The sequence below is a fragment of the Pedobacter agri genome (assembly GCF_032678665.1).
In the GTDB taxonomy this organism is placed as follows: domain Bacteria; phylum Bacteroidota; class Bacteroidia; order Sphingobacteriales; family Sphingobacteriaceae; genus Pedobacter; species Pedobacter agri_A.
The window spans coordinates 145,492-163,447 of record NZ_JAVTSH010000012.1 but is presented as its reverse complement, the minus strand read 5'-3'; the positions used below and the strand labels follow the sequence as shown (position 1 = coordinate 163,447).

Here is a 17,956-nt window from a genome sequence, read left to right as displayed (position 1 = left end):
ACCATCAGCGCACATCCACCTTAAGATGAAAATATGATTTCATCAAACCAATACAACATTTTCTAACCAAAAATCAATCCCTTATGAACTTCACTTTACCAAGTAATTGGTCTGTTTTGCCCATGAAACAGAAATTACGCACATTAAAATTCGTGCTTCCAAGTTTATTGATGTTTTTTTTAACCTCGGCGGTGTTTGCCCAAACCGTTGTTAAAGGAACAATATCTGACAATGATAAAATGCCCATGGCTGGCGCCACTGTACAGGTTGCAGGTACCAGTACCAGAACACAAAGTGATGCCGAGGGTAAATTCCAGATTACCGTACCTTCACCAACCTCAAAACTGATTGTCAGTTTTGTAGGTTTCGAAACGCAGACGGTAAACGTTAACAATCAAACAGTCATTAACATTACCCTTGCTTCACTCAACAACCTCGATGCGGTTGTGGTAGTGGGTTATGCATCGGTACGAAAAAGCGATTTAACCGGCGCCGCTACAACGGTTTCGGCAAAAGATTTTAACAAAGGCCCGTTAAACGCTCCCGATCAATTGATACAGGGTAAAGTAGCGGGTGTGCAAATGATCAACAACAGTGGTCAGCCAGGTGGTGCTTCTACTGTGAGAATCAGGGGTAACTCTGCAGTAACCGGTACCGGGCAGCCTTTATATGTTGTGGATGGAGTTGCCCTTGATGGACGTTCGGCCCGGCCATCAACCAGCGCTGGTATTGGAACCGCTCCGGATGGTAATCCATTAAATTTCATCAATCCGGCAGATATCGAATCGATGGAAATTTTAAAAGATGCCTCTGCAACGGCTATTTATGGTTCGCGTGCCGCCTACGGTGTGGTTTTAATTACCACCAAAAGGGGAAAATCAGGCGATACCAAAATTGATTTAAGTGCTTCGGCCGGCGTAAGTAACATTGCGAGAAGGGTTGATGTATTAACAGGCGACGAATATCGTGCTGCGCTGGCAAAATACGGACTTACCAACGGTAATTTCGGTTCTAGTGTTGATGCGCTCGACGAAGTAACCAGGACTGCTTACAATCAAAATTATTCGATTGGTATCAGTGGCGGAACCAATGGAAATACATTCAGGGCTTCGCTTGGTTATCAAGACCAGCAGGGGATCATCAAATCTACCGATTTTAAGAAATATAGTGCAGGCTTTAACGGAAACTTCAAATTCCTGGAAAGCAAAAAACTAGGGCTTGATATCAACATGATCAGCAACCAATATCTGGAAAGCATTGCGCCCATCACTACCGATGCAGGTTTTACCGGAAGTTTGATTTCACAGGCTTTGTCATGGAACCCTACACAATCTTTTTATAATGCAAACGGCGATCTGTTTATTGATTATGGCTCTACCACCATTAATCCGCTGGCTGCACTGGCCGCTAATAATGATAAAGCTAAAGTTTCAACAATTTTGGGTAGCATATCTCCTTATTATAAAATTACACCATGGTTGGAGTACCGCATGTTAGCCAGTGTTAATTACAGTGCCGGTATCAGAAGGGCCTCTACCAGAAGCTTTTTAAATCTTCAGGGCATTCAGCCTTCAGGTACCTTCCTGGGCGGTTATGCAAGTTATTCAAATAATGAGTTGATTACGCAACAGTTTACCAATACCCTTAATTTTAATAAGGAAATTGTAAGCAAATTGAATTTGAATGCTATTATTGGTTACGAATATTCAAACTTCATTAACAAAGGGACTACAAACACGGCAACAGGATTTGGCGAAATTGATGCCGATTATACCGATGCATTTCAAACTACAGCACCTGCAAACCGTACCTTTTCTGCTTTCAACAATCCAACCACCGAATTGCAGTCGTACTTCGCCAGGGCAATCTTTAATTATGACAGCAAATACATTTTAACGGCAACTTTCAGGGCCGATGGTTCAACCAAGTTTGGAAAGTCAAACCGTTATGGTTACTTCCCTTCATTCGCAGCGGCCTGGGATATCAAGAAAGAAAGTTTTATGGAGAGCGCCGGCTGGCTTGATCAGCTTAAAATGAGAGTAGGCTATGGAAAAACCGGTAATCAGGATTTCCCTTCAGGCTCGGCCCAGCAACGTTATGACTTTGGAAACTCTAACGGTGCACCAACGTTAGTGGCCATTAACAACGCAAATCCAAACCTTAAATGGCAGTCGGATGAACAAACCAACGTTGGTATTGACTTTGGATTGTTAAAAAGCAGAATAACCGGTTCAGTTGATTATTTTCATAAAACCACAAATGATCTGTTATTTCCGCAAATCTCATTTGTACCAGCAGTTGGTGGAAACGTACCAACATGGGTAAATTTACCAGGTCAGATTATCAATAAGGGTGTTGAGTTAACGTTGAACGGTGTTTTAATTGAAAAAGACGATCTTAACTGGTCATTGGGCGGTAATGCTACTTTCATCAACAATAAAGTTCAAAATATCAATGGCATTATCAAAACAGGCTCATTGAACGGACAAGGCTTGAGTGGCGTAACTACAGAAGTGATCCAGAATGGTTTGCCTTTGTTTGCGATGGTAACAAGACAATATAATGGTTTAGATGCAAATGGCTTCTCGCTTTATACAGATGACGGTTTCACCAATTACTACGTAGGTAATCCTAACCCAAAACTGATTTTGGGCTTAAGTACCAATATCAGATATAAAAAACTATCATTTACGGCAAACTTTAACGGTTCATTCGGGCAGGATATTTACAACAATACCGCGAATTCTGTGCTGGCTATTTCTAATCTGGGTACCCGCAATATTTCTTCGGCATTGGTGAATTTGCCGGTACAGGAATCTTTAGCCAATCCAATTGCAGCTTCTTCACGTTATATTGAAAAAGGCGATTATCTGAAGCTTGCCAACGCAACGCTTAATTACAATATCGGTAATGTTGGTAAAGCAATTAAATCCCTTAATATTTATGTTAACGGACAAAACCTATTCGTGATCACCAATTATACAGGGTTTGATCCGGAGGTTAATGTGAACAAAGGGGTAAGTGGGGTTCCTTCTGCCGGTATCGATTATACAGCTTATCCAACAGCAAGAACCTTCAACTTTGGTGTTAATTTTTCTTTATAATTCTTAATATAAAAATCATGAAAAATAAATATATTTTCAGTTTTGCACTGGTTGCATTAAGCTTCTCGGCTTGTACCAAGCTTGATGAGAACCTAAATGGTCAGGTAAGCAGCGGCGGGGTAAGTGCAGGTAATGTGTCGAGTTTATTGGGTGCCAGCTATGCAGCAATGATTGGCCCTTACCAGGCACCATGGAATTGGGTAGCTTTGCAGGAAGTTACTTCTGATGAGGTTATTGTGCCAACAAGGGCTGGTGACTGGGACGATAATGGCGCATGGCGATCATTACACCTGCATAAATGGGCTCCAGATCATTCCAGAATATCTGATGTATTCAGGGATTTAAATAGTATTTCCTATGTGGCTACCAGCGTTTTAGGTGCCAATCCTTCCGCTACTCAGGCTGCAGAGGCTCGCTTCTTACGTGCTTTTGCTCAATTTTCTATTCTCGATGGATGGGGACAGGTACCGTATCGTGATGCCGGAGAAGATGTGACCAAACCATCCCGGGTAAGAAATGCTACCGATGAAATTAACTATCTGATTACCGAGTTAACAGCCATTATTCCAACATTGCCTTCAGGACCTGCAAACGTTGCAAATAAAAATGCAGCAAGAACGCTCTTGATGAAAGTTTATCTTAACAAAGGGGCTTTTCTGAACCGAAACGCACCAACTTTTGATGCAGCAGATATGGCCAAGGTGATTACACTTGCTGATGAAATTGCAGCAGGCGGCTATGTATTAACGGCAAATTACTTCGATAATTTCGCACCGACAAATGATATCCTTTCCAAAGAAAATATTTTCACAGCGCAAAATATTGGTGGTGCTACCGGAAGTGACTTAGATGGACAGTGGAAATGTACTACCCATTATAACCAAAATCCAAATGGTTACAACGGCTTTTCGTCGCTATCCAATTTTTATGCAAAATTCGAGGCGGCGGATAAAAGAAGAGGCGGCACTTATGCAGGACAAACCAATGTGTCGGGTCTTCGCATAGGATTTTTGGTTGGCCAGCAGGTAGATCAGAATGGTGTGGCGTTGAAAGATAGAAAAGGCAATCCACTGGCTTTTACACCAGAAGTGAGCATCATAGAAAGAGATCCAAACCACCTCGAAGTTGCCGGAATCAGGGTAATCAAATATCCTGTTGACTATGCTAATGCGGGTTCAAGAAAACCAGATAACGACTGGGTTTATTATCGGTATTCTGATGTGTTGCTGATGAAAGCAGAGGCACAAATGAGAACATCACAAACCGCTGCTGCATTAACCTTGGTTAATTCGTTAAGGGCAGTAAGGGGTGCATCTACCTTAACAAGTTTAACTTTAGATGTATTGCTTGATGAGCGTGGACGTGAATTGTATTGGGAGGGTTTTAGAAGACAGGATTTAATTCGCTTTGGAAAATACCTTGCAGCATGGCAGGAAAAACCAGCAAGCGAAGCTAAATATCTGGTATTCCCAATTCCTGATAATCAGCTTGGTAACCCTAATCTTGTTCAAAATACAGGATACTAATTTATCACGTTTAGCTAAGCCAGAGGCTGAATTGCCATCCGATTAACGAATCTGATGGCAATTCGGCCTCTTATTTATTTTAATTCTTTCTTTTCATTAAAATACATCTATGAAAAAAAACGTACTTTTCTTTCTGTGTACCTTCATATCTTTTGTAGTAGCGGCGCAGGATCCCTGGAAAATCAGTGCTGATAAAATCGACCCTGGTAAATATTTCGGCATCACTGCGGGAAACGGAATAATCGGCATTGTTTCCTCTCCTCAGCCGTTTAAGATAAAAAATGTTGTGCTCGCCGGCACTTATGATACGTATGGACGTGGTCGTGTAAGTAATTTTTTAAACGGTTTCAACTTGCTTAACATGTATCTGGAAATTGATGGAAAAAGACTCGACGACCAAAATACAAGCAATATGCAGCAACAGCTTGATATGCAGCATGCCGCATTTACCACACAATTGACATACGGGAAAAAGGCAAATATAAAATATACCTACTACGCACTTCGCCACTTGCCTTTTACGGTGTTAATGGATGTAACCATTACAGCCAACGAAGATTTTAAATTAACGGGAGCAAGTGTGATGGAAACACCTGATGCTCTTCGCGATGTAGAAAATTACTATAATGAAATTGACAGGCCACATGTAACGCTGAGCCTGTTAACATCAACGGCAAAAAGCCCGACAGGCAAATTACAGTTGTGCGCTTCTAATAGTTTTTTATTTAACGAACAGCATGGAAGCGAGCCAAAAATTATCCACGAAATGTGGGATAATAACAGCCATTTAATGAAGTTCAGTAAAATGCTTAAAGCTGGCGAAAGTTATAGCTATAGCGTTGTTGGCAGTACAATTAGTTCTGCCCAACATGCCGATCCGCTTAACGAAGCCGAGCGTATGACTATTTTTGCTAAACTTGAAGGTCGTGACAGATTAATTAGATATCATCATGCCGCCTGGGATGAACTTTGGAAATCGGACATAATTATTGAGGGAGATCCGCAGGCACAACAAGATGTGCGTAGTATGCTTTATCATTTAACCTCATTTTCCAGGGCGGGAACTTCTTATTCCTTATCGCCAATGGGTTTATCTGGCTTAGGTTATAATGGCCACGTATTCTGGGATACAGATATCTGGATGTTTCCTGCATTATTGGTATTGCATCCTGATATTGCCAAATCATTAATTGAATATAGATTTGAAAGATTGGAACCGGCAAGAAAAAATGCTTTTTCGCATGGTTTTAAAGGAGCAATGTATCCCTGGGAAAGTGCAGATTCGGGCGTAGAAGAAACGCCTGTTTGGGCTTTAAGCGGTCCATTCGAGCACCATATCTCAGCAGATGTTGCCCTGGCCGCATGGAATTATTATTGTGTTACGCAAGATAAAGTCTGGCTTAAAGAAAAAGGATGGCCAATTTTATCTCAAACAGCCGAATTTTGGGCCAGCAGGGTAGAACGAAACGGACCAAACCAGTTTGATATAAAAAATGTAGTAGCTGCAGATGAATGGGCAGAAAATGTAGACAATAATGCCTTTACAAACGCAGCTGCAAAACTAAATCTTAAAAATGCAAATTTGGCTGCAGCTGTTTTAGGGTTGCCGCAAAATAAGGATTGGGCGTTGGTGGAAAATAATATTCCAATTTTAAAATTTCCGGATGGCGTTACCAAAGAGCATGCAACTTACAAAGGTGAAGGCATAAAACAGGGTGATGTGAATTTGCTTGCGTATCCTTTAAAAAGCATTACAGCGAAAGATCAAATTTTAAAAGACCTGGCGTATTATGAAACCAGGATACCAGATGAAGGTACACCTGCAATGACTCATGCTATTTTTGCTTTACTTTATGCCAGAACGGGTCATGCAGAAAAGGCTTACAAATATTTTAATGAAGCCTACCAGCCGAACCTGAATCCACCATTCAGGGTTATTGCTGAAACAAAAGGCGGTACAAATCCATATTTTGCTACCGGCGCCGGCGGGGTTTTGCAAAGTGTGCTGATGGGCTTTGGTGGTTTAGATATTACCAATAAAGGTATCGTACAAATTCCATCGGTTTTACCGGCTAAATGGAAATCGATCAAAATCAGGGGTGTAGGAACAGAAAAGAGAACTTTTTCAGTTACCAATAAAAACTAATAAAAAAAACGGATTGCAATTTCATAGAGATTCGCAATCCGTCTTTTTAAGCGTTACTGTGAAATCATCACTTATCTTTCAAAAGTTTTAGCAGCACGCCATTCGTCCAACCGAAACCATCCTGCAAAGGATATTCGCCACCGCCACCTTTGCTGTTTGTTTCCACCACATTATATTTTTCCATTAGCTTGCCGGTTTCTTTAAACACAGCGATATTCTGATTAATCCATCTGTTTGTGATCTCATTCGCAAGTTTATCGAAACCATATTGATGCAAAGCTTTTATGCTGATGTATTGCAATGGTGCCCAGGCATTCGGTGCATCCCATTGTTCTTTTGATGTGGTTAATGTGGTTATTAATCCGCCAGGTTTTAAAAAATCCTTCTCAATTTTTTCAGCGACTGATTTTGCCTGACCTGGAGTTGCCAGTTTAAAGTAGAGTGGGAAGGAAGCAGCCAGGGTATATTGCGTTGATAATGACCTGGTTTTCCAGTTGTAATCGGTAAAAAAGTTCAAGCCAGTATTCCAGAAGTATTTTAAGATTGCCGCTTTGCGTTGATTGGCTTTGGCGTAAAATAAAATGGCTTTCGCTTTATCTCCGGCTTGTTGATTGGCATCGGCAATGGCAATTTCGAGATTGTACATCAACGTATTCAAGTCTACAGGTAGCAAATCTGTAGTAATGATCTGGCTAAAATTCTTTCCATCTGCAAACCATCTGCTGCTAAAATCCCATCCGGATTCTGCTGCCGACCGCACATGACGAAGAAAAGCAGCAGGTTGTTGTTTGGTTAATTTGGCAGCTTCGAAATCTTCACGATACGATTCTTCCCTCGGCTCATCACCGGCATCGTAATAGCGGTTCAGTACTGTTCCGTCCATTAGTTTTACGCTATGGTTAATTGCAGTGCCATTTTTAAGCTGTGCGGCACCTTTCATCCAGAAATTATATTCTTTTTCTAACACATCTTTATAATCAGCCAGTTTAGCCGCTGTGTTATCCTGAGTAAGCAGCTGCACCATTGCAGCAAAAAATGGTGGTTGCGAGCGGGTTAAATAATAGGTTCTGTTCCCATTTGGGATAAAACCATATTGATTAATTAAATACGCGAAGTTGTCAATCATGTCTTTCATGATTTTGGTTTTTCCAGCCTTTTGCAGGCCGAGCATCGTAAAATAGGAATCCCAATAGTATATTTCCCTAAAACGACCACCAGGAACAATGTAGGGGTGAGGTAATGGCAATAACGATGTTTCAAACTTCGAAACGGTATCCGGATTTCTTTTCAGCACAGTCCATAACGTATCCAGGTGTTTTTCAATTCCGGCATTGATATCCGATTGATAAACCGCATTATGGTTTTCCGGCATGGAGAAGTTCGCTGTTACGAAATTCTTTAGGTTAAAAGTCGAAAGGTTCTTTTGTGCCCGATAAGCGTTCATAATTTCCGAGGGACTTTTATTAGGAATGGCATCGACAAAGGATTTACCATCAGGATAAATTCTTGCTAATTGTACTTTTTCAAATAAATCGGGATAGGTTTGTCTGGGGCTTAATTTTTTCTGTGCAAAAAGCTGCCCTGATAACATCAATAGAAAGGTTAATATCATCATAACAGCCCGCTTACTGGAGATGAGCTTTTGATTCGAATAATGTTTGTGCTGATTCATAAGAGGTGATTATACATTTAAATCTAACTATTTTAGTTTAAAACCATAAATGAGGTCGTTTGTTAGTTTACAACCTGAGATGTTAAGACATTTATATCTGCATCAGGAATTTGCCTGGCTTCCGTTATGACTAAGCCGTGACCTCTGCATCGCCTTACTAACTTATCTTAGCGTGAAAAATCATCATTATATGAAGAATATCGGATTTTTATCATTTGGGCATTGGTCTGATCATCCTTCTTACCAAACCCGTAATGCAGGCGATACTTTACTCCAATCTATTGACCTGGCCGTTGCCGCTGAAGAACTTGGTTTAGATGGGGCCTATTTTCGGGTTCACCATTTTGCCCGTCAGCTGGCTTCACCGTTTCCGCTTCTTGCAGCAATTGGAGCTAAAACAAATAGAATTGAAATTGGTACAGGGGTGATTGATATGCGTTACGAAAACCCATTGTATATGGTGGAAGATGCAGGTGCAGCTGATTTGATTTCGGGTGGACGATTGCAGTTAGGCATTAGCAGAGGTTCGCCCGAGCAGGTAATTGAAGGTTATAAATATTTCGGTTACCAACCTGAAGCCGGCCAAACAGACGCCGACATGGGGCGTGAAAAAGCATTGACATTTTTAGATAAACTGGATGGTGTCGGCTTTGCCCGGCCGAATCCAAATCCCATGTTTCCAAATCCGCCAGGTTTACTGCGGTTGGAGCCTTATTCTGAAGGGCTGAGGGAACGAATTTGGTGGGGTGCAGCATCTAATGCAACGGCCATCTGGGCTGCAGAAAAGGGAATGAACCTGCAAAGTTCTACCTTGAAATTTGATGAAAACGGAAAACCTTTCCATATTCAACAGGCGGAACAAATCAGGTTGTACAAAGAAGCATGGAAAACTGCAGGGCATAAACGTGAACCAAGGGTTTCTGTAAGCCGCTCGATTTTTGCACTTGTTAACGATCAGGACCGCTATTATTTTGGGCAGCAGGCGAGAGGTGCTGATAGCTTTGGCTACATTGAGGCAGATCAACGTGCCGTTTTCGGGAAGAGTTACGCAGCAGCACCCGATCAACTGATTAAGGAGCTGGCCGAAGACGAGGCAATTAAAGAAGCAGATACCTTATTGTTGACTATTCCAAATACCTTAGGTGTTGATTATAATGTTCATGTGATTGCTGCTATTTTGGAACACGTTGCCCCTGGGTTAGGTTGGCGGTAAATGCTATCAATATGCTAAGCTGAATCATTTAGCTAAACTGAAAAATCACCTAGGCCAAATGCTTAGGTGATTTTTTTATGTTCAGCTTTCTGGAATCAGCTGCATGTCGCTAAGCCCATGTTCAAGTTTCCACTTTTCCAGGATAGGCTGTTCAAGATCCATCTGGCGGTATTCATCTGGTGACATAATCGGTACGCCATGTACAATCGGATATTTTCGTTTGCAGTGTGCACAGGTTAGTATTCCTTCCAGTATGTTCAGGTTTATGTCTTTCGTAAAAATATCCAGCTTAAGATCTTTTTTATCAAAAGGACAGCATAATTTTTCTATGGTTTTTATTCTCATGATGATTATTTTTTGATTAATGCCTGTTTATAAGCTGTGGTTTGTTGCTTGGGGTTACCTGCATTCAGTATGCCTGATATTACGGCAACGCCATCGAAATCTATTTTTTGTTTCAACGTTGCCGTGTTTTCCGGGGTAATTCCACCGGAAATAAAAAGAGGGATATCGGTCAGTTTACGAGCTTGTTCTATCGTTTCAGGTAAAACAATAGTGCAGCTGCCAGCAGAGCTGGAGGGAAACATGGAGCAGAAGGAAATATAATTAAGTTGGTTTTCGTGTGCCTGCAGAACGGTTTCCAGGTTTCCTGAACAGGTTACACCAATGATAGATGCCCTGCCAATGCTTTGTTTGATTGCCAAAAAATCATCCGGAAACGTATCAAAATGTACACCATCTAGTTCTGAGGTTTCTGTTAATAAAGTCCATTCCTGATTAATTAGGAGCGGCACCTGATATGGTTTGACTAAATCGCTGATTTCCCGAATAAAGCTCAACTTGTTCATTCCTTCGGGCCAGTGGTTCCAGATTTGTAAAACATCAATCCCACCTTCAAGTGCGGCCTTAAGGTTTTTAAACAATAGGTTTTGTTCCATAGCGGGATCAATCACCAGATAAATCCCACCAATAATTTTTTCGCTCATTTCCATCCTTTATTTAATGCGGTAAAAAAAGCTCCCCAATACGGATCGGTAGCAAAATAGGGAAGATTCAAAATCTGGTCTTGATCAAGCAGCTTATATCCTTTTTCCTTACTGGTAAATTTTCCAATAATTGTAGCCTGGATGTTGTGTTTCTGAAGCTTTTCGATTAATGGTTTTGCTTTCAGTTTATCAACGGCCATGATGGTGCTACCTGCACCCACACAAAATCGTGGGTCGAGTTCGAACAGATTACAGACCTGACGAACAGTATCGCCAAAAGGAATGGCCGTATTTTCAATGATGACACCATTTCCAGATGCAACAGCCATTTCATATACTGCACCCAAAACACCGCCTTCTGTTACGTCATGCATGGCGCTTACCATAGTTTCCTCATCTTCAGTTGCTAAAAGCGCTTCTGTTAAACTTGATGTTTTGTAAAATAGACGGCAAGCATCTTCGTAGATTTCTTTTCCCAATTTATTGATTACTGCTTCAGGGAAACTCATCGCTAAAATTGCTGATGAGGATATGGCGCATTGTTTGGTCACTATGATAAGGTCTTCTGGTTGTGCATATTTACTGAGCAGGATGTTTTGGGCTGGCGCCGTAAGTAACATGGTTCCGCCACCGGCGATAGTAGAATTTTGACCCGTCACCTTTCCGGTGTGGCCACCAGTAATGGCTACGCCAACATCAGCACAGTATTGATGAACAAATCCCCAATACGTATCAAAATCCTGCCTGGTTAAATAATCTGGTAGGTTGAGCACCATTTGCGCATACATGGGTGCAAAGCCGGTAGTGCCCATATCGTTGGCCATCAAATGAACGGAAAGCCACACCGATTCCTGCAAACCAAGTGAAGGAATTAAAGATAAAGGGTCACTGGTCATGGCCAAAGCAAGCCCTCCCGGCAGGTTGATCACTGAAACATCTACACCAAATGCCGGTCCACAATGCACTTCACTACGCTTTTTTCCACAACGCTGAAGTATAATCCCTTCAAAGTCATCATTATTGATTTTTCCTAAATCCATCTTTTTTGCTTTAATCGTTGAGGTGAACATAAAGCCCAAAAAAATCACCATAAGGCAAACTCCATTGTTGAAGCGGAAACCATTTCGGAAGCCCCGTACAAGTCCATTCAATAGTATATTCACGACCTTTTAAGGCTTCATGAATCTTATCCGTCAGGCTTCTTGGCGTATAAAAATTTGCAGTTACATAAAAGGGATTCTTACCAAATGCCTGCTGAATTCTCCTTCGAAAAAATTTCGGTGAATTCCGGTTCATCATGCCGAAGGCAATACCTTTTTTTCCTACACGGGCAGCTTCTTTAATTACCTGAACGGGATCTCGATAATATTCAAATGTGGTAATGAAGGCGACAGCATCGAAGCTGTGATCTTTAAACGGCATAAAGTGGGAATCGGCATTGACAAGGTCGCCCTCAAAAAGGTGTACTGCCTGGCCCAGCATAAACGGAGAAAGATCGGCACCTGTAGCTTCGATTCCAATTTCTTTCCACCATCGGGTAAAACGTGTGGTACCGCAACCAAATTCGAGTAGTTCTCTAATTTCTGGGTTACTGCCAAGCAGTTGAGCCATTACTTTTTTCTGCCATACCTCAGCACGTTTGTAACGCCCTTCGTACCATTGTTCATAGGTATCGGTATGTTCACGGTTAAAAAACCATTCTTTTCTTCCCTGCCAATTGGTAAGGCTTTCTGAAAGAACATTAAAGCTTTTTTGTTCTAATTGCATATGTCTAAAAATTTAAGGCCTGTCAACTAACCGGATTTTCGGATAGTGAACAGGGCTTAAATTCAGACAGCCGAGCAGCCGCAATCATTTGAGCCAGTGCATCCCTACGCCGGTATTATCCGTGTCAGGTTCGCGGGTATTCATCTCAGCCTTTAACCAAAGTTAAAAGCACCCCGTGCAACAGTGTCAAATATATAGATTTTAGTGTAAAAGACTAATTAAAAGTTGAAAGTTGAAAGTCAAAAGTTGAGAGTTCAAAGGTATTTAGGGTTGGCCACCGCCACCCATTGCACCATAAATCTGTCCGGTTGAATAACTTGCGCCATTATCAGCCAACTGAACATAAATAGAAGCCAATTCTGCTGGTTGTCCTGGTCTGCCCATCGGAGTTGCTTTTCCAAAGCTGGTCAACTTTTCATTGGTAGCTCCACCGCCAACCTGTAACGGTGTCCAGATAGGACCTGGGGCTACACCATTTACCCGAACGCCTTTAGGTGCAAGGAATTTTGCCAGTGAGCGTACGGTACTGGTATTGGCTGCCTTCGTTTGGGCATAGTCGAACAGTTCCGGTGAGGGATCATTGGCCTGCTCGGAAGTGGTGACAATAATGCTTGACCCAGGTTTGAGGTGGGGGATCGATGCTTTCAATAACCAAAACGGACCATAAATATTTGTTTTTATTGTCGCATCGAAATCTTCGGTGCTGATGTCTAATATCGAGGGTTTGGTTTGCTGACGGGCGGCGTTGCTCACCACGATATCCAAACCGCCCATGCGTTTCACGCTATCTTCTACCAGTCGTTTGCAAAACGATTCCTCACGCAAATCTCCGGGAATTGCGTATCCTTTTCTTCCGGCTTTGGTAATTAAATCAATCACCTCTTTGGCGTCTTCCTCTTCAGCTGGCAAATAATTGATGACCACATCTGCTCCTTCCCGGGCAAATGCAATGGCTGCAGCACGACCCATGCCTGAATCGCCGCCGGTAATCAGGGCTTTTCTTCCTGTCAATCTGCCTGAGCCTTTGTAACTCTCTTCACCATGATCTGGGCGGGGATTCATTTTGCTGGCCAGACCTGGAAATGGTTGCTGTTGCGGTTTGAAAGGAGGGCGTGGATATTTTGTAGTTGGATCTTGCAAGCCTGCCGGAGCAGAAAATGCCACACCATCTGTTGCAAAAGCAGGTGATACGGCCAGGCCTGCAATACCTACGCCAAGACCGGCTACGGCTTGTCTTCTAGTCATTAATTCTTCTTTCATAAGTTATATTTTACATTAGGTAATGTTTGATATATTTCTGTAAATGAGTGATTTTTGTATAATAGAGATTTACATTTTCGACATTGTTTTCTAATTTCAACATGCCGCAATTCATATTGGTTTTGAGTTTACTAGCACTTTAAAGAATAATTTGACAATGGTTCCATATCCTTAAGCGCCGTTTTTTCTTTTTGCTGCCAATAGAAGTGCATAACTCATTATCTTTAGCCATAAATAAAATCATCAATGAAAGCATTTTTAGGCATGGGCCTCTTAGGTTCAAATTTTGTTAAAGCGATGCTCCGCAAAGGAGATCAGGTTCAGGTATGGAATAGAACAGCTACTAAGGCTAAAGCACTCGAAACAGATGGTGCAACAGCTTTTGATGATATTGTTGATGCTGTTAAGGGTGTTGATTATATTCACCTTACCCTCAAAGATGATGATACCGTTAATCAGGTTCTGGAAATGGCTAGTCCAGGTTTTAAAACTGGTGTAATCATTATCGATCATACAACTACCTCAGTTAACGGTGCGATAGAACGAACAGCCTATTGGAAAAATAAGGGAATTACCTATTTGCATGCACCAGTATTTATGGGACCGCCAAACGCTTTAGAAAGTACTGGTAATATGCTGGTTTCCGGCGATCAAGAAGTGGTCAAAACAGTAACGGCTGAGCTTTCAAAAATGACAGGTAAACTTTTAAATTTCGGCTCAGAAGAAGGTAGAGCTGCAGCTATTAAATTATCTGGTAATCATTTTCTTATATCACTTACGGCTGGGCTGTCAGATACGCTGGCTTTGGCGAAATCCTTGGGTGTTCCGAGTTCAGATATTGTGGATTTGTTTGCGTCCTGGAATCCTGGTGCGGGTGTGCCTGCACGACTAAATAAAATTCTTACGGGCGATTTTGGTAAACCTTCCTGGGAGTTGGATATGGCACGAAAAGATGCAGGTTTAATGATCAGCGCTGCTCAGGAAAAAGGAGTAAAATTAAATGCTTTGCCTGCAGTTGTTGCTGAAATGGATCGGTGGATAGCAAATGGACATGGCTCAGATGACTGGAGTGTCATTGCCAAGGATAATCTTTGATAAAAACGTCAATGGTAATAGGAATGATGTTCTAGCGCACTCGTCATTGCGGGGGAGTATTTCACGACCGCGGCAATCTTATTTACGAATGAGATTGCTTCTCCCGATGAAAAATCGGGATCGCAATGACGAAAGTAAAAAGGTCAATGGTAATAGGAATGATGTTTTAGGGCACTCGTCATAGCGAGGGAGTATTTCACGACCGCGGCAATCTGTTCTTTTTACGAATGAGATCGTTTTATAACTAAATTAATTATTTATATTATCATTTCAAATATCTGATTTGCAAATTAATATGATATAAATCTCACTGCCATAACCTAGTGAGTTAATAATAAACAAAACTTATGTTTCCAATTTAGGGTTGTTAGGTGAACATACCTAATTAAACATATCATGGCTAAAAAAGATACTGGTAGCGATCCAAAATTTGCTTCCAAAACCACTGTGCAGGATTCTCCGGCACTGACAGCGCTTTTTAAAGATTCGATTGCAGATTTGTTTTGGGCCGAAAACCATCTGGTTAAAGCGCTTCCCAAAATGATTTCAGCGGCAACGTCCCCAAGCCTTAAAAAGGCCATTACTTCGCATTTAGAAGAAACTAAAACCCATGTGGCAAGGTTAGAACAGGTTTTCGAATTGCTCGATGAAAAAGCAATTGCCAAAAAATGCGATGCGATGGAAGGTTTAACCAAAGAGGCTGAAGGCATTGTCGAAGAAACAGAGGCTGGAACGGCTACACGTGATGTAGGCATTGTGCTGGCTTCGCAAAAAGTAGAGCATTATGAAATTGCCAGTTATGGAGGTCTGCATCAATTGGCGATTACGCTCGGGCTTGATGAGGTGGCTTCATTGCTTGAAGAAACTTTAAATGAAGAAAAGCAAGCCGATGTAAAGTTGACGGAAATTGCGGAGAACGATATTAATTACAAAGCTGCTGAAGAAGCATAAGCAATATTTATTATGGTAAAGAAAAATGCTCAGCAATCGCCTGAGCCCTCACAACAAGAGAATGATAAAACCAGAAAACTGGAGTCATTCATCGCTGATTCAACCGGCGAATCTTTAACTACCAGTCATGGAGTAAAGATTAACGATGATCAAAATTCACTTAAAGCAGGAGAAAGGGGTGCAACACTTCTGGAAGATTTTATTTTGCGTGAAAAAATTACCCATTTCGATCATGAAAGAATTCCGGAACGTATTGTTCATGCCCGAGGTTCGGCAGCTCATGGGGTTTTCAAAGTTTATGAAGACCAATCGGCATTAACCCGGGCTGCCTTTTTAACAGATCCCGGCCAGGAAACACCTGTATTCGTACGTTTTTCTACCGTAGCTGGCTCCCGGGGATCGACAGATCTTGCCCGTGATGTGCGTGGATTTGCAGTTAAATTTTATACCCAGGAAGGGAATTTCGATTTAGTAGGCAATAATGTTCCTGTATTTTTTATTCAGGATGCTGTGAAATTTCCGGATCTGATCCATGCGGTAAAACCGGAACCAGATAATGAGATGCCTCAGGCAGCTTCAGCACATGATACTTTTTGGGATTTTATTTCCCACCTTCCCGAATCAGCACACATGATTATGTGGGCAATGAGCGATCGGGCATTACCGAGAAGTTACCGCATGATGGAAGGTTTCGGCGTACATACTTTCCGTTTTGTTAATGCACAAGGTGTTTCCAATTTTGTTAAATTCCACTGGAAACCTTTATTGGGCGTACACGCAGTTGCCTGGGATGAGGCACAAAATATTTCAGGAAAAGATCCTGATTTTCACCGACGCGATCTTTGGGATGCCATTGAAGCTGGTGCTTTTCCTGAGTGGGAATTGGGTGTGCAAATTATTCCAGAAGAAGATGAATTTAAATTTGAATTCGACATTCTTGATCCTACAAAACTAATTCCTGAAGAACTTGTACCTGTGCAACGCATTGGCAAGATGACTCTGAATAGAAATCCGGATAATTTCTTTGCCGAAACAGAGCAGGTTGCCTTTCATGTTGGGCATGTGGTTCCGGGTATTGATTTTACAAATGATCCGCTATTGCAGGGGCGTTTATTTTCTTATACCGATACACAGCTGATTAGATTAGGTGGCCCGAATTTTCATGAAATTCCGATAAACCGGCCTGTGGTTCCTGTACACAATAACCAGCGTGATGGTTATATGCGACAAACCATCAACAGAGGAAAAACGAGTTATGGACCAAATGGTCTGGCAGCAAATGATCCGCAACAGGTTAAAGCTTCAGATGGCGGATTCGTTAGTTATAATGAACGCATTGATGCCAGAAAAATCAGGGCGAGAAGCAGAAGTTTCTTCGATCATTTTTCACAGGCGAGGTTATTTTTCAATTCACAAAGTGATCCTGAACAGAATCACATCATCGATGCTTTAAGTTTCGAACTGGGAAAAGTAAAGGCTGTAGAAATTCGTGAAAGAATGCTGGCTGTGCTTGCCCAAATTGATAACGGCCTGGCGGGTGCTGTGGCATTTGCATTGGGTTTACATATTCCAGATATCGCTTTGGAATCGCTGAATAGCAGCATTCCGGCTGATGGAGATCCTGCAGATTATGCTTCCTTAAATCCGGAAGGCAGTCTGGCAACTTCGGCAGCATTAAGTATGGCTGGAACAATAAAAGACACCATTAAAACCCGTAAAGTGGCCATTCTCGCTGCTGATGGGGTAGATGGGGCTTCATTGAGTACCGTTAAAGATGCGTTGGTAGCAGCAGGTGCAGTAGTGCACATCATCGCACCAAAACTGGGTAAAATTATTTCACAGGAAGATCAGGAAATAGTTCCTGATGAAAGTTTCCTTACAGCAGCTTCGGTTTTATACGATGCCGTTTATGTACCTGGTGGAACAAATTCAGTAGCTACTTTAGAAGCTGAAGCCAATGCCATTCATTTCTTAAATGAAGCATTTAAACATTGCAAGGCCATTGCAGCAGATGAACAAGCATTACAGGTTTTGGAATCGACGTATTTCTATAAAAAACTTCCGGCAGAATATTCCAAGGAAACCGTTTTAAGAGAAGGCGTGTTGGTTTCAGGTCAGGCTGATGATTTGAGCAGTACTTTCATAGAAATGATTGCCCTGCACCGTTTTTGGGAAAGGGAAAATCCGAGAAAGATTCCGGCATAAAGATTAAAAAGGAGGACATAAAAATCCTCCT

General features: G+C 41.8%; 13 protein-coding genes and 1 riboswitch. Of the genes, 7 read left to right on the top strand and 6 right to left on the bottom strand.

Going from position 1 to position 17,956, the window contains the following annotated elements; translation table 11 throughout:
• Positions 1–83: 83 nt before the first annotated feature.
• From R2Q70_RS21235 to R2Q70_RS21225, 3 genes are all read left to right on the top strand, one after another.
• Positions 84–3,104 (top strand): SusC/RagA family TonB-linked outer membrane protein, encoded by a 3,021-nt coding sequence (locus R2Q70_RS21235; RefSeq protein WP_316809557.1) that lies wholly within the window; start codon positions 84–86, stop codon positions 3,102–3,104.
• Between the two features lie 17 nt (positions 3,105–3,121).
• Positions 3,122–4,630, top strand: a complete 1,509-nt coding sequence (locus R2Q70_RS21230; protein WP_316809556.1) for a RagB/SusD family nutrient uptake outer membrane protein — start codon at positions 3,122–3,124, stop codon at positions 4,628–4,630.
• 109 nt (positions 4,631–4,739) lie between these two features.
• Complete coding sequence (locus R2Q70_RS21225; RefSeq protein WP_316809555.1) at positions 4,740–6,776, top strand: glycoside hydrolase family 65 protein; 2,037 nt, start codon at positions 4,740–4,742, stop codon at positions 6,774–6,776.
• 67 nt (positions 6,777–6,843) lie between these two features.
• Here the strand turns inward: R2Q70_RS21225 and treF are convergent, their stop codons facing one another.
• Positions 6,844–8,391: an alpha,alpha-trehalase TreF gene (gene treF, locus R2Q70_RS21220; RefSeq protein ID WP_316809554.1), complete on the bottom strand. Its 1,548-nt coding sequence runs from the start codon at positions 8,389–8,391 to the stop codon at positions 6,844–6,846.
• 247 nt (positions 8,392–8,638) lie between these two features.
• Here treF and R2Q70_RS21215 point away from each other — a divergent pair, with 247 nt between their 5' ends.
• Positions 8,639–9,661 carry an LLM class flavin-dependent oxidoreductase gene (locus R2Q70_RS21215; RefSeq protein ID WP_316809553.1) on the top strand — a complete coding sequence of 341 codons (1,023 nt, stop codon included), beginning with the start codon at positions 8,639–8,641 and terminating at the stop codon, positions 9,659–9,661.
• An 81-nt stretch (positions 9,662–9,742) separates the two neighbouring features.
• Here the strand turns inward: R2Q70_RS21215 and R2Q70_RS21210 are convergent, their stop codons facing one another.
• The 5 genes from R2Q70_RS21210 to R2Q70_RS21190 all read right to left on the bottom strand — a co-directional run bounded on the left by R2Q70_RS21210 (position 9,743) and on the right by R2Q70_RS21190 (position 13,674).
• The gene (locus tag R2Q70_RS21210) at positions 9,743–10,006 is read right to left on the bottom strand and encodes a Trm112 family protein (protein WP_316809552.1); all 264 of its coding nucleotides are present in this window, start codon (positions 10,004–10,006) and stop codon (positions 9,743–9,745) included.
• 5 nt (positions 10,007–10,011) lie between these two features.
• Positions 10,012–10,647 carry a thiamine phosphate synthase gene (locus R2Q70_RS21205; protein ID WP_316809551.1) on the bottom strand — a complete coding sequence of 212 codons (636 nt, stop codon included), beginning with the start codon at positions 10,645–10,647 and terminating at the stop codon, positions 10,012–10,014.
• Entirely contained in the window at positions 10,644–11,687 is a 1,044-nt protein-coding gene (locus tag R2Q70_RS21200) for an AIR synthase family protein (RefSeq protein WP_316809550.1), read from the bottom strand. The genes R2Q70_RS21205 and R2Q70_RS21200 overlap by 4 nt, the downstream gene beginning before the upstream one ends.
• Before the next feature lie 10 nt (positions 11,688–11,697).
• On the bottom strand, positions 11,698–12,414 hold the full coding sequence (locus tag R2Q70_RS21195) for a class I SAM-dependent methyltransferase (protein ID WP_316809549.1): 717 nt from the start codon (positions 12,412–12,414) through the stop codon (positions 11,698–11,700).
• An 84-nt stretch (positions 12,415–12,498) separates the two neighbouring features.
• Positions 12,499–12,600, bottom strand: a riboswitch (TPP riboswitch).
• 78 nt (positions 12,601–12,678) lie between these two features.
• A complete protein-coding gene (locus R2Q70_RS21190; protein ID WP_316809548.1) occupies positions 12,679–13,674 on the bottom strand; it encodes an SDR family oxidoreductase in 996 nt (331 codons plus the stop codon).
• Positions 13,675–13,920: 246 nt separating this feature from the next.
• Between R2Q70_RS21190 and R2Q70_RS21185 the strand changes: the two genes are divergently transcribed.
• From R2Q70_RS21185 to R2Q70_RS21175, 3 genes are all read left to right on the top strand, one after another.
• Entirely contained in the window at positions 13,921–14,769 is an 849-nt protein-coding gene (locus tag R2Q70_RS21185; protein WP_316809547.1) for an NAD(P)-dependent oxidoreductase, read from the top strand.
• 396 nt (positions 14,770–15,165) lie between these two features.
• Positions 15,166–15,720 (top strand): ferritin-like domain-containing protein, encoded by a 555-nt coding sequence (locus tag R2Q70_RS21180; RefSeq protein WP_316809546.1) that lies wholly within the window; start codon positions 15,166–15,168, stop codon positions 15,718–15,720.
• Between the two features lie 12 nt (positions 15,721–15,732).
• Complete coding sequence (locus R2Q70_RS21175; RefSeq protein ID WP_316809545.1) at positions 15,733–17,925, top strand: catalase; 2,193 nt, start codon at positions 15,733–15,735, stop codon at positions 17,923–17,925.
• Positions 17,926–17,956 lie beyond the last annotated feature (31 nt).

Bases quoted from the DNA above. Each gene is read 5' to 3' on its own strand.
- R2Q70_RS21175 (WP_316809545.1), top strand. From the start codon at position 15,733: ATGGTAAAGAAAAATGCTCAGCAATCGCCTGAGCCCTCACAACAAGAG.
- R2Q70_RS21225 (WP_316809555.1), top strand. From the start codon at position 4,740: ATGAAAAAAAACGTACTTTTCTTTCTGTGTACCTTCATATCTTTTGTA.
- R2Q70_RS21195 (WP_316809549.1), bottom strand. From the start codon at position 12,414: ATGCAATTAGAACAAAAAAGCTTTAATGTTCTTTCAGAAAGCCTTACC.
- R2Q70_RS21210 (WP_316809552.1), bottom strand. From the start codon at position 10,006: ATGAGAATAAAAACCATAGAAAAATTATGCTGTCCTTTTGATAAAAAA.
- R2Q70_RS21200 (WP_316809550.1), bottom strand. From the start codon at position 11,687: ATGGATTTAGGAAAAATCAATAATGATGACTTTGAAGGGATTATACTT.
- R2Q70_RS21185 (WP_316809547.1), top strand. From the start codon at position 13,921: ATGAAAGCATTTTTAGGCATGGGCCTCTTAGGTTCAAATTTTGTTAAA.
- R2Q70_RS21230 (WP_316809556.1), top strand. From the start codon at position 3,122: ATGAAAAATAAATATATTTTCAGTTTTGCACTGGTTGCATTAAGCTTC.
- R2Q70_RS21235 (WP_316809557.1), top strand. From the start codon at position 84: ATGAACTTCACTTTACCAAGTAATTGGTCTGTTTTGCCCATGAAACAG.
- R2Q70_RS21205 (WP_316809551.1), bottom strand. From the start codon at position 10,647: ATGAGCGAAAAAATTATTGGTGGGATTTATCTGGTGATTGATCCCGCT.
- R2Q70_RS21190 (WP_316809548.1), bottom strand. From the start codon at position 13,674: ATGAAAGAAGAATTAATGACTAGAAGACAAGCCGTAGCCGGTCTTGGC.
- R2Q70_RS21180 (WP_316809546.1), top strand. From the start codon at position 15,166: ATGGCTAAAAAAGATACTGGTAGCGATCCAAAATTTGCTTCCAAAACC.
- R2Q70_RS21215 (WP_316809553.1), top strand. From the start codon at position 8,639: ATGAAGAATATCGGATTTTTATCATTTGGGCATTGGTCTGATCATCCT.
- treF (WP_316809554.1), bottom strand. From the start codon at position 8,391: ATGATGATATTAACCTTTCTATTGATGTTATCAGGGCAGCTTTTTGCA.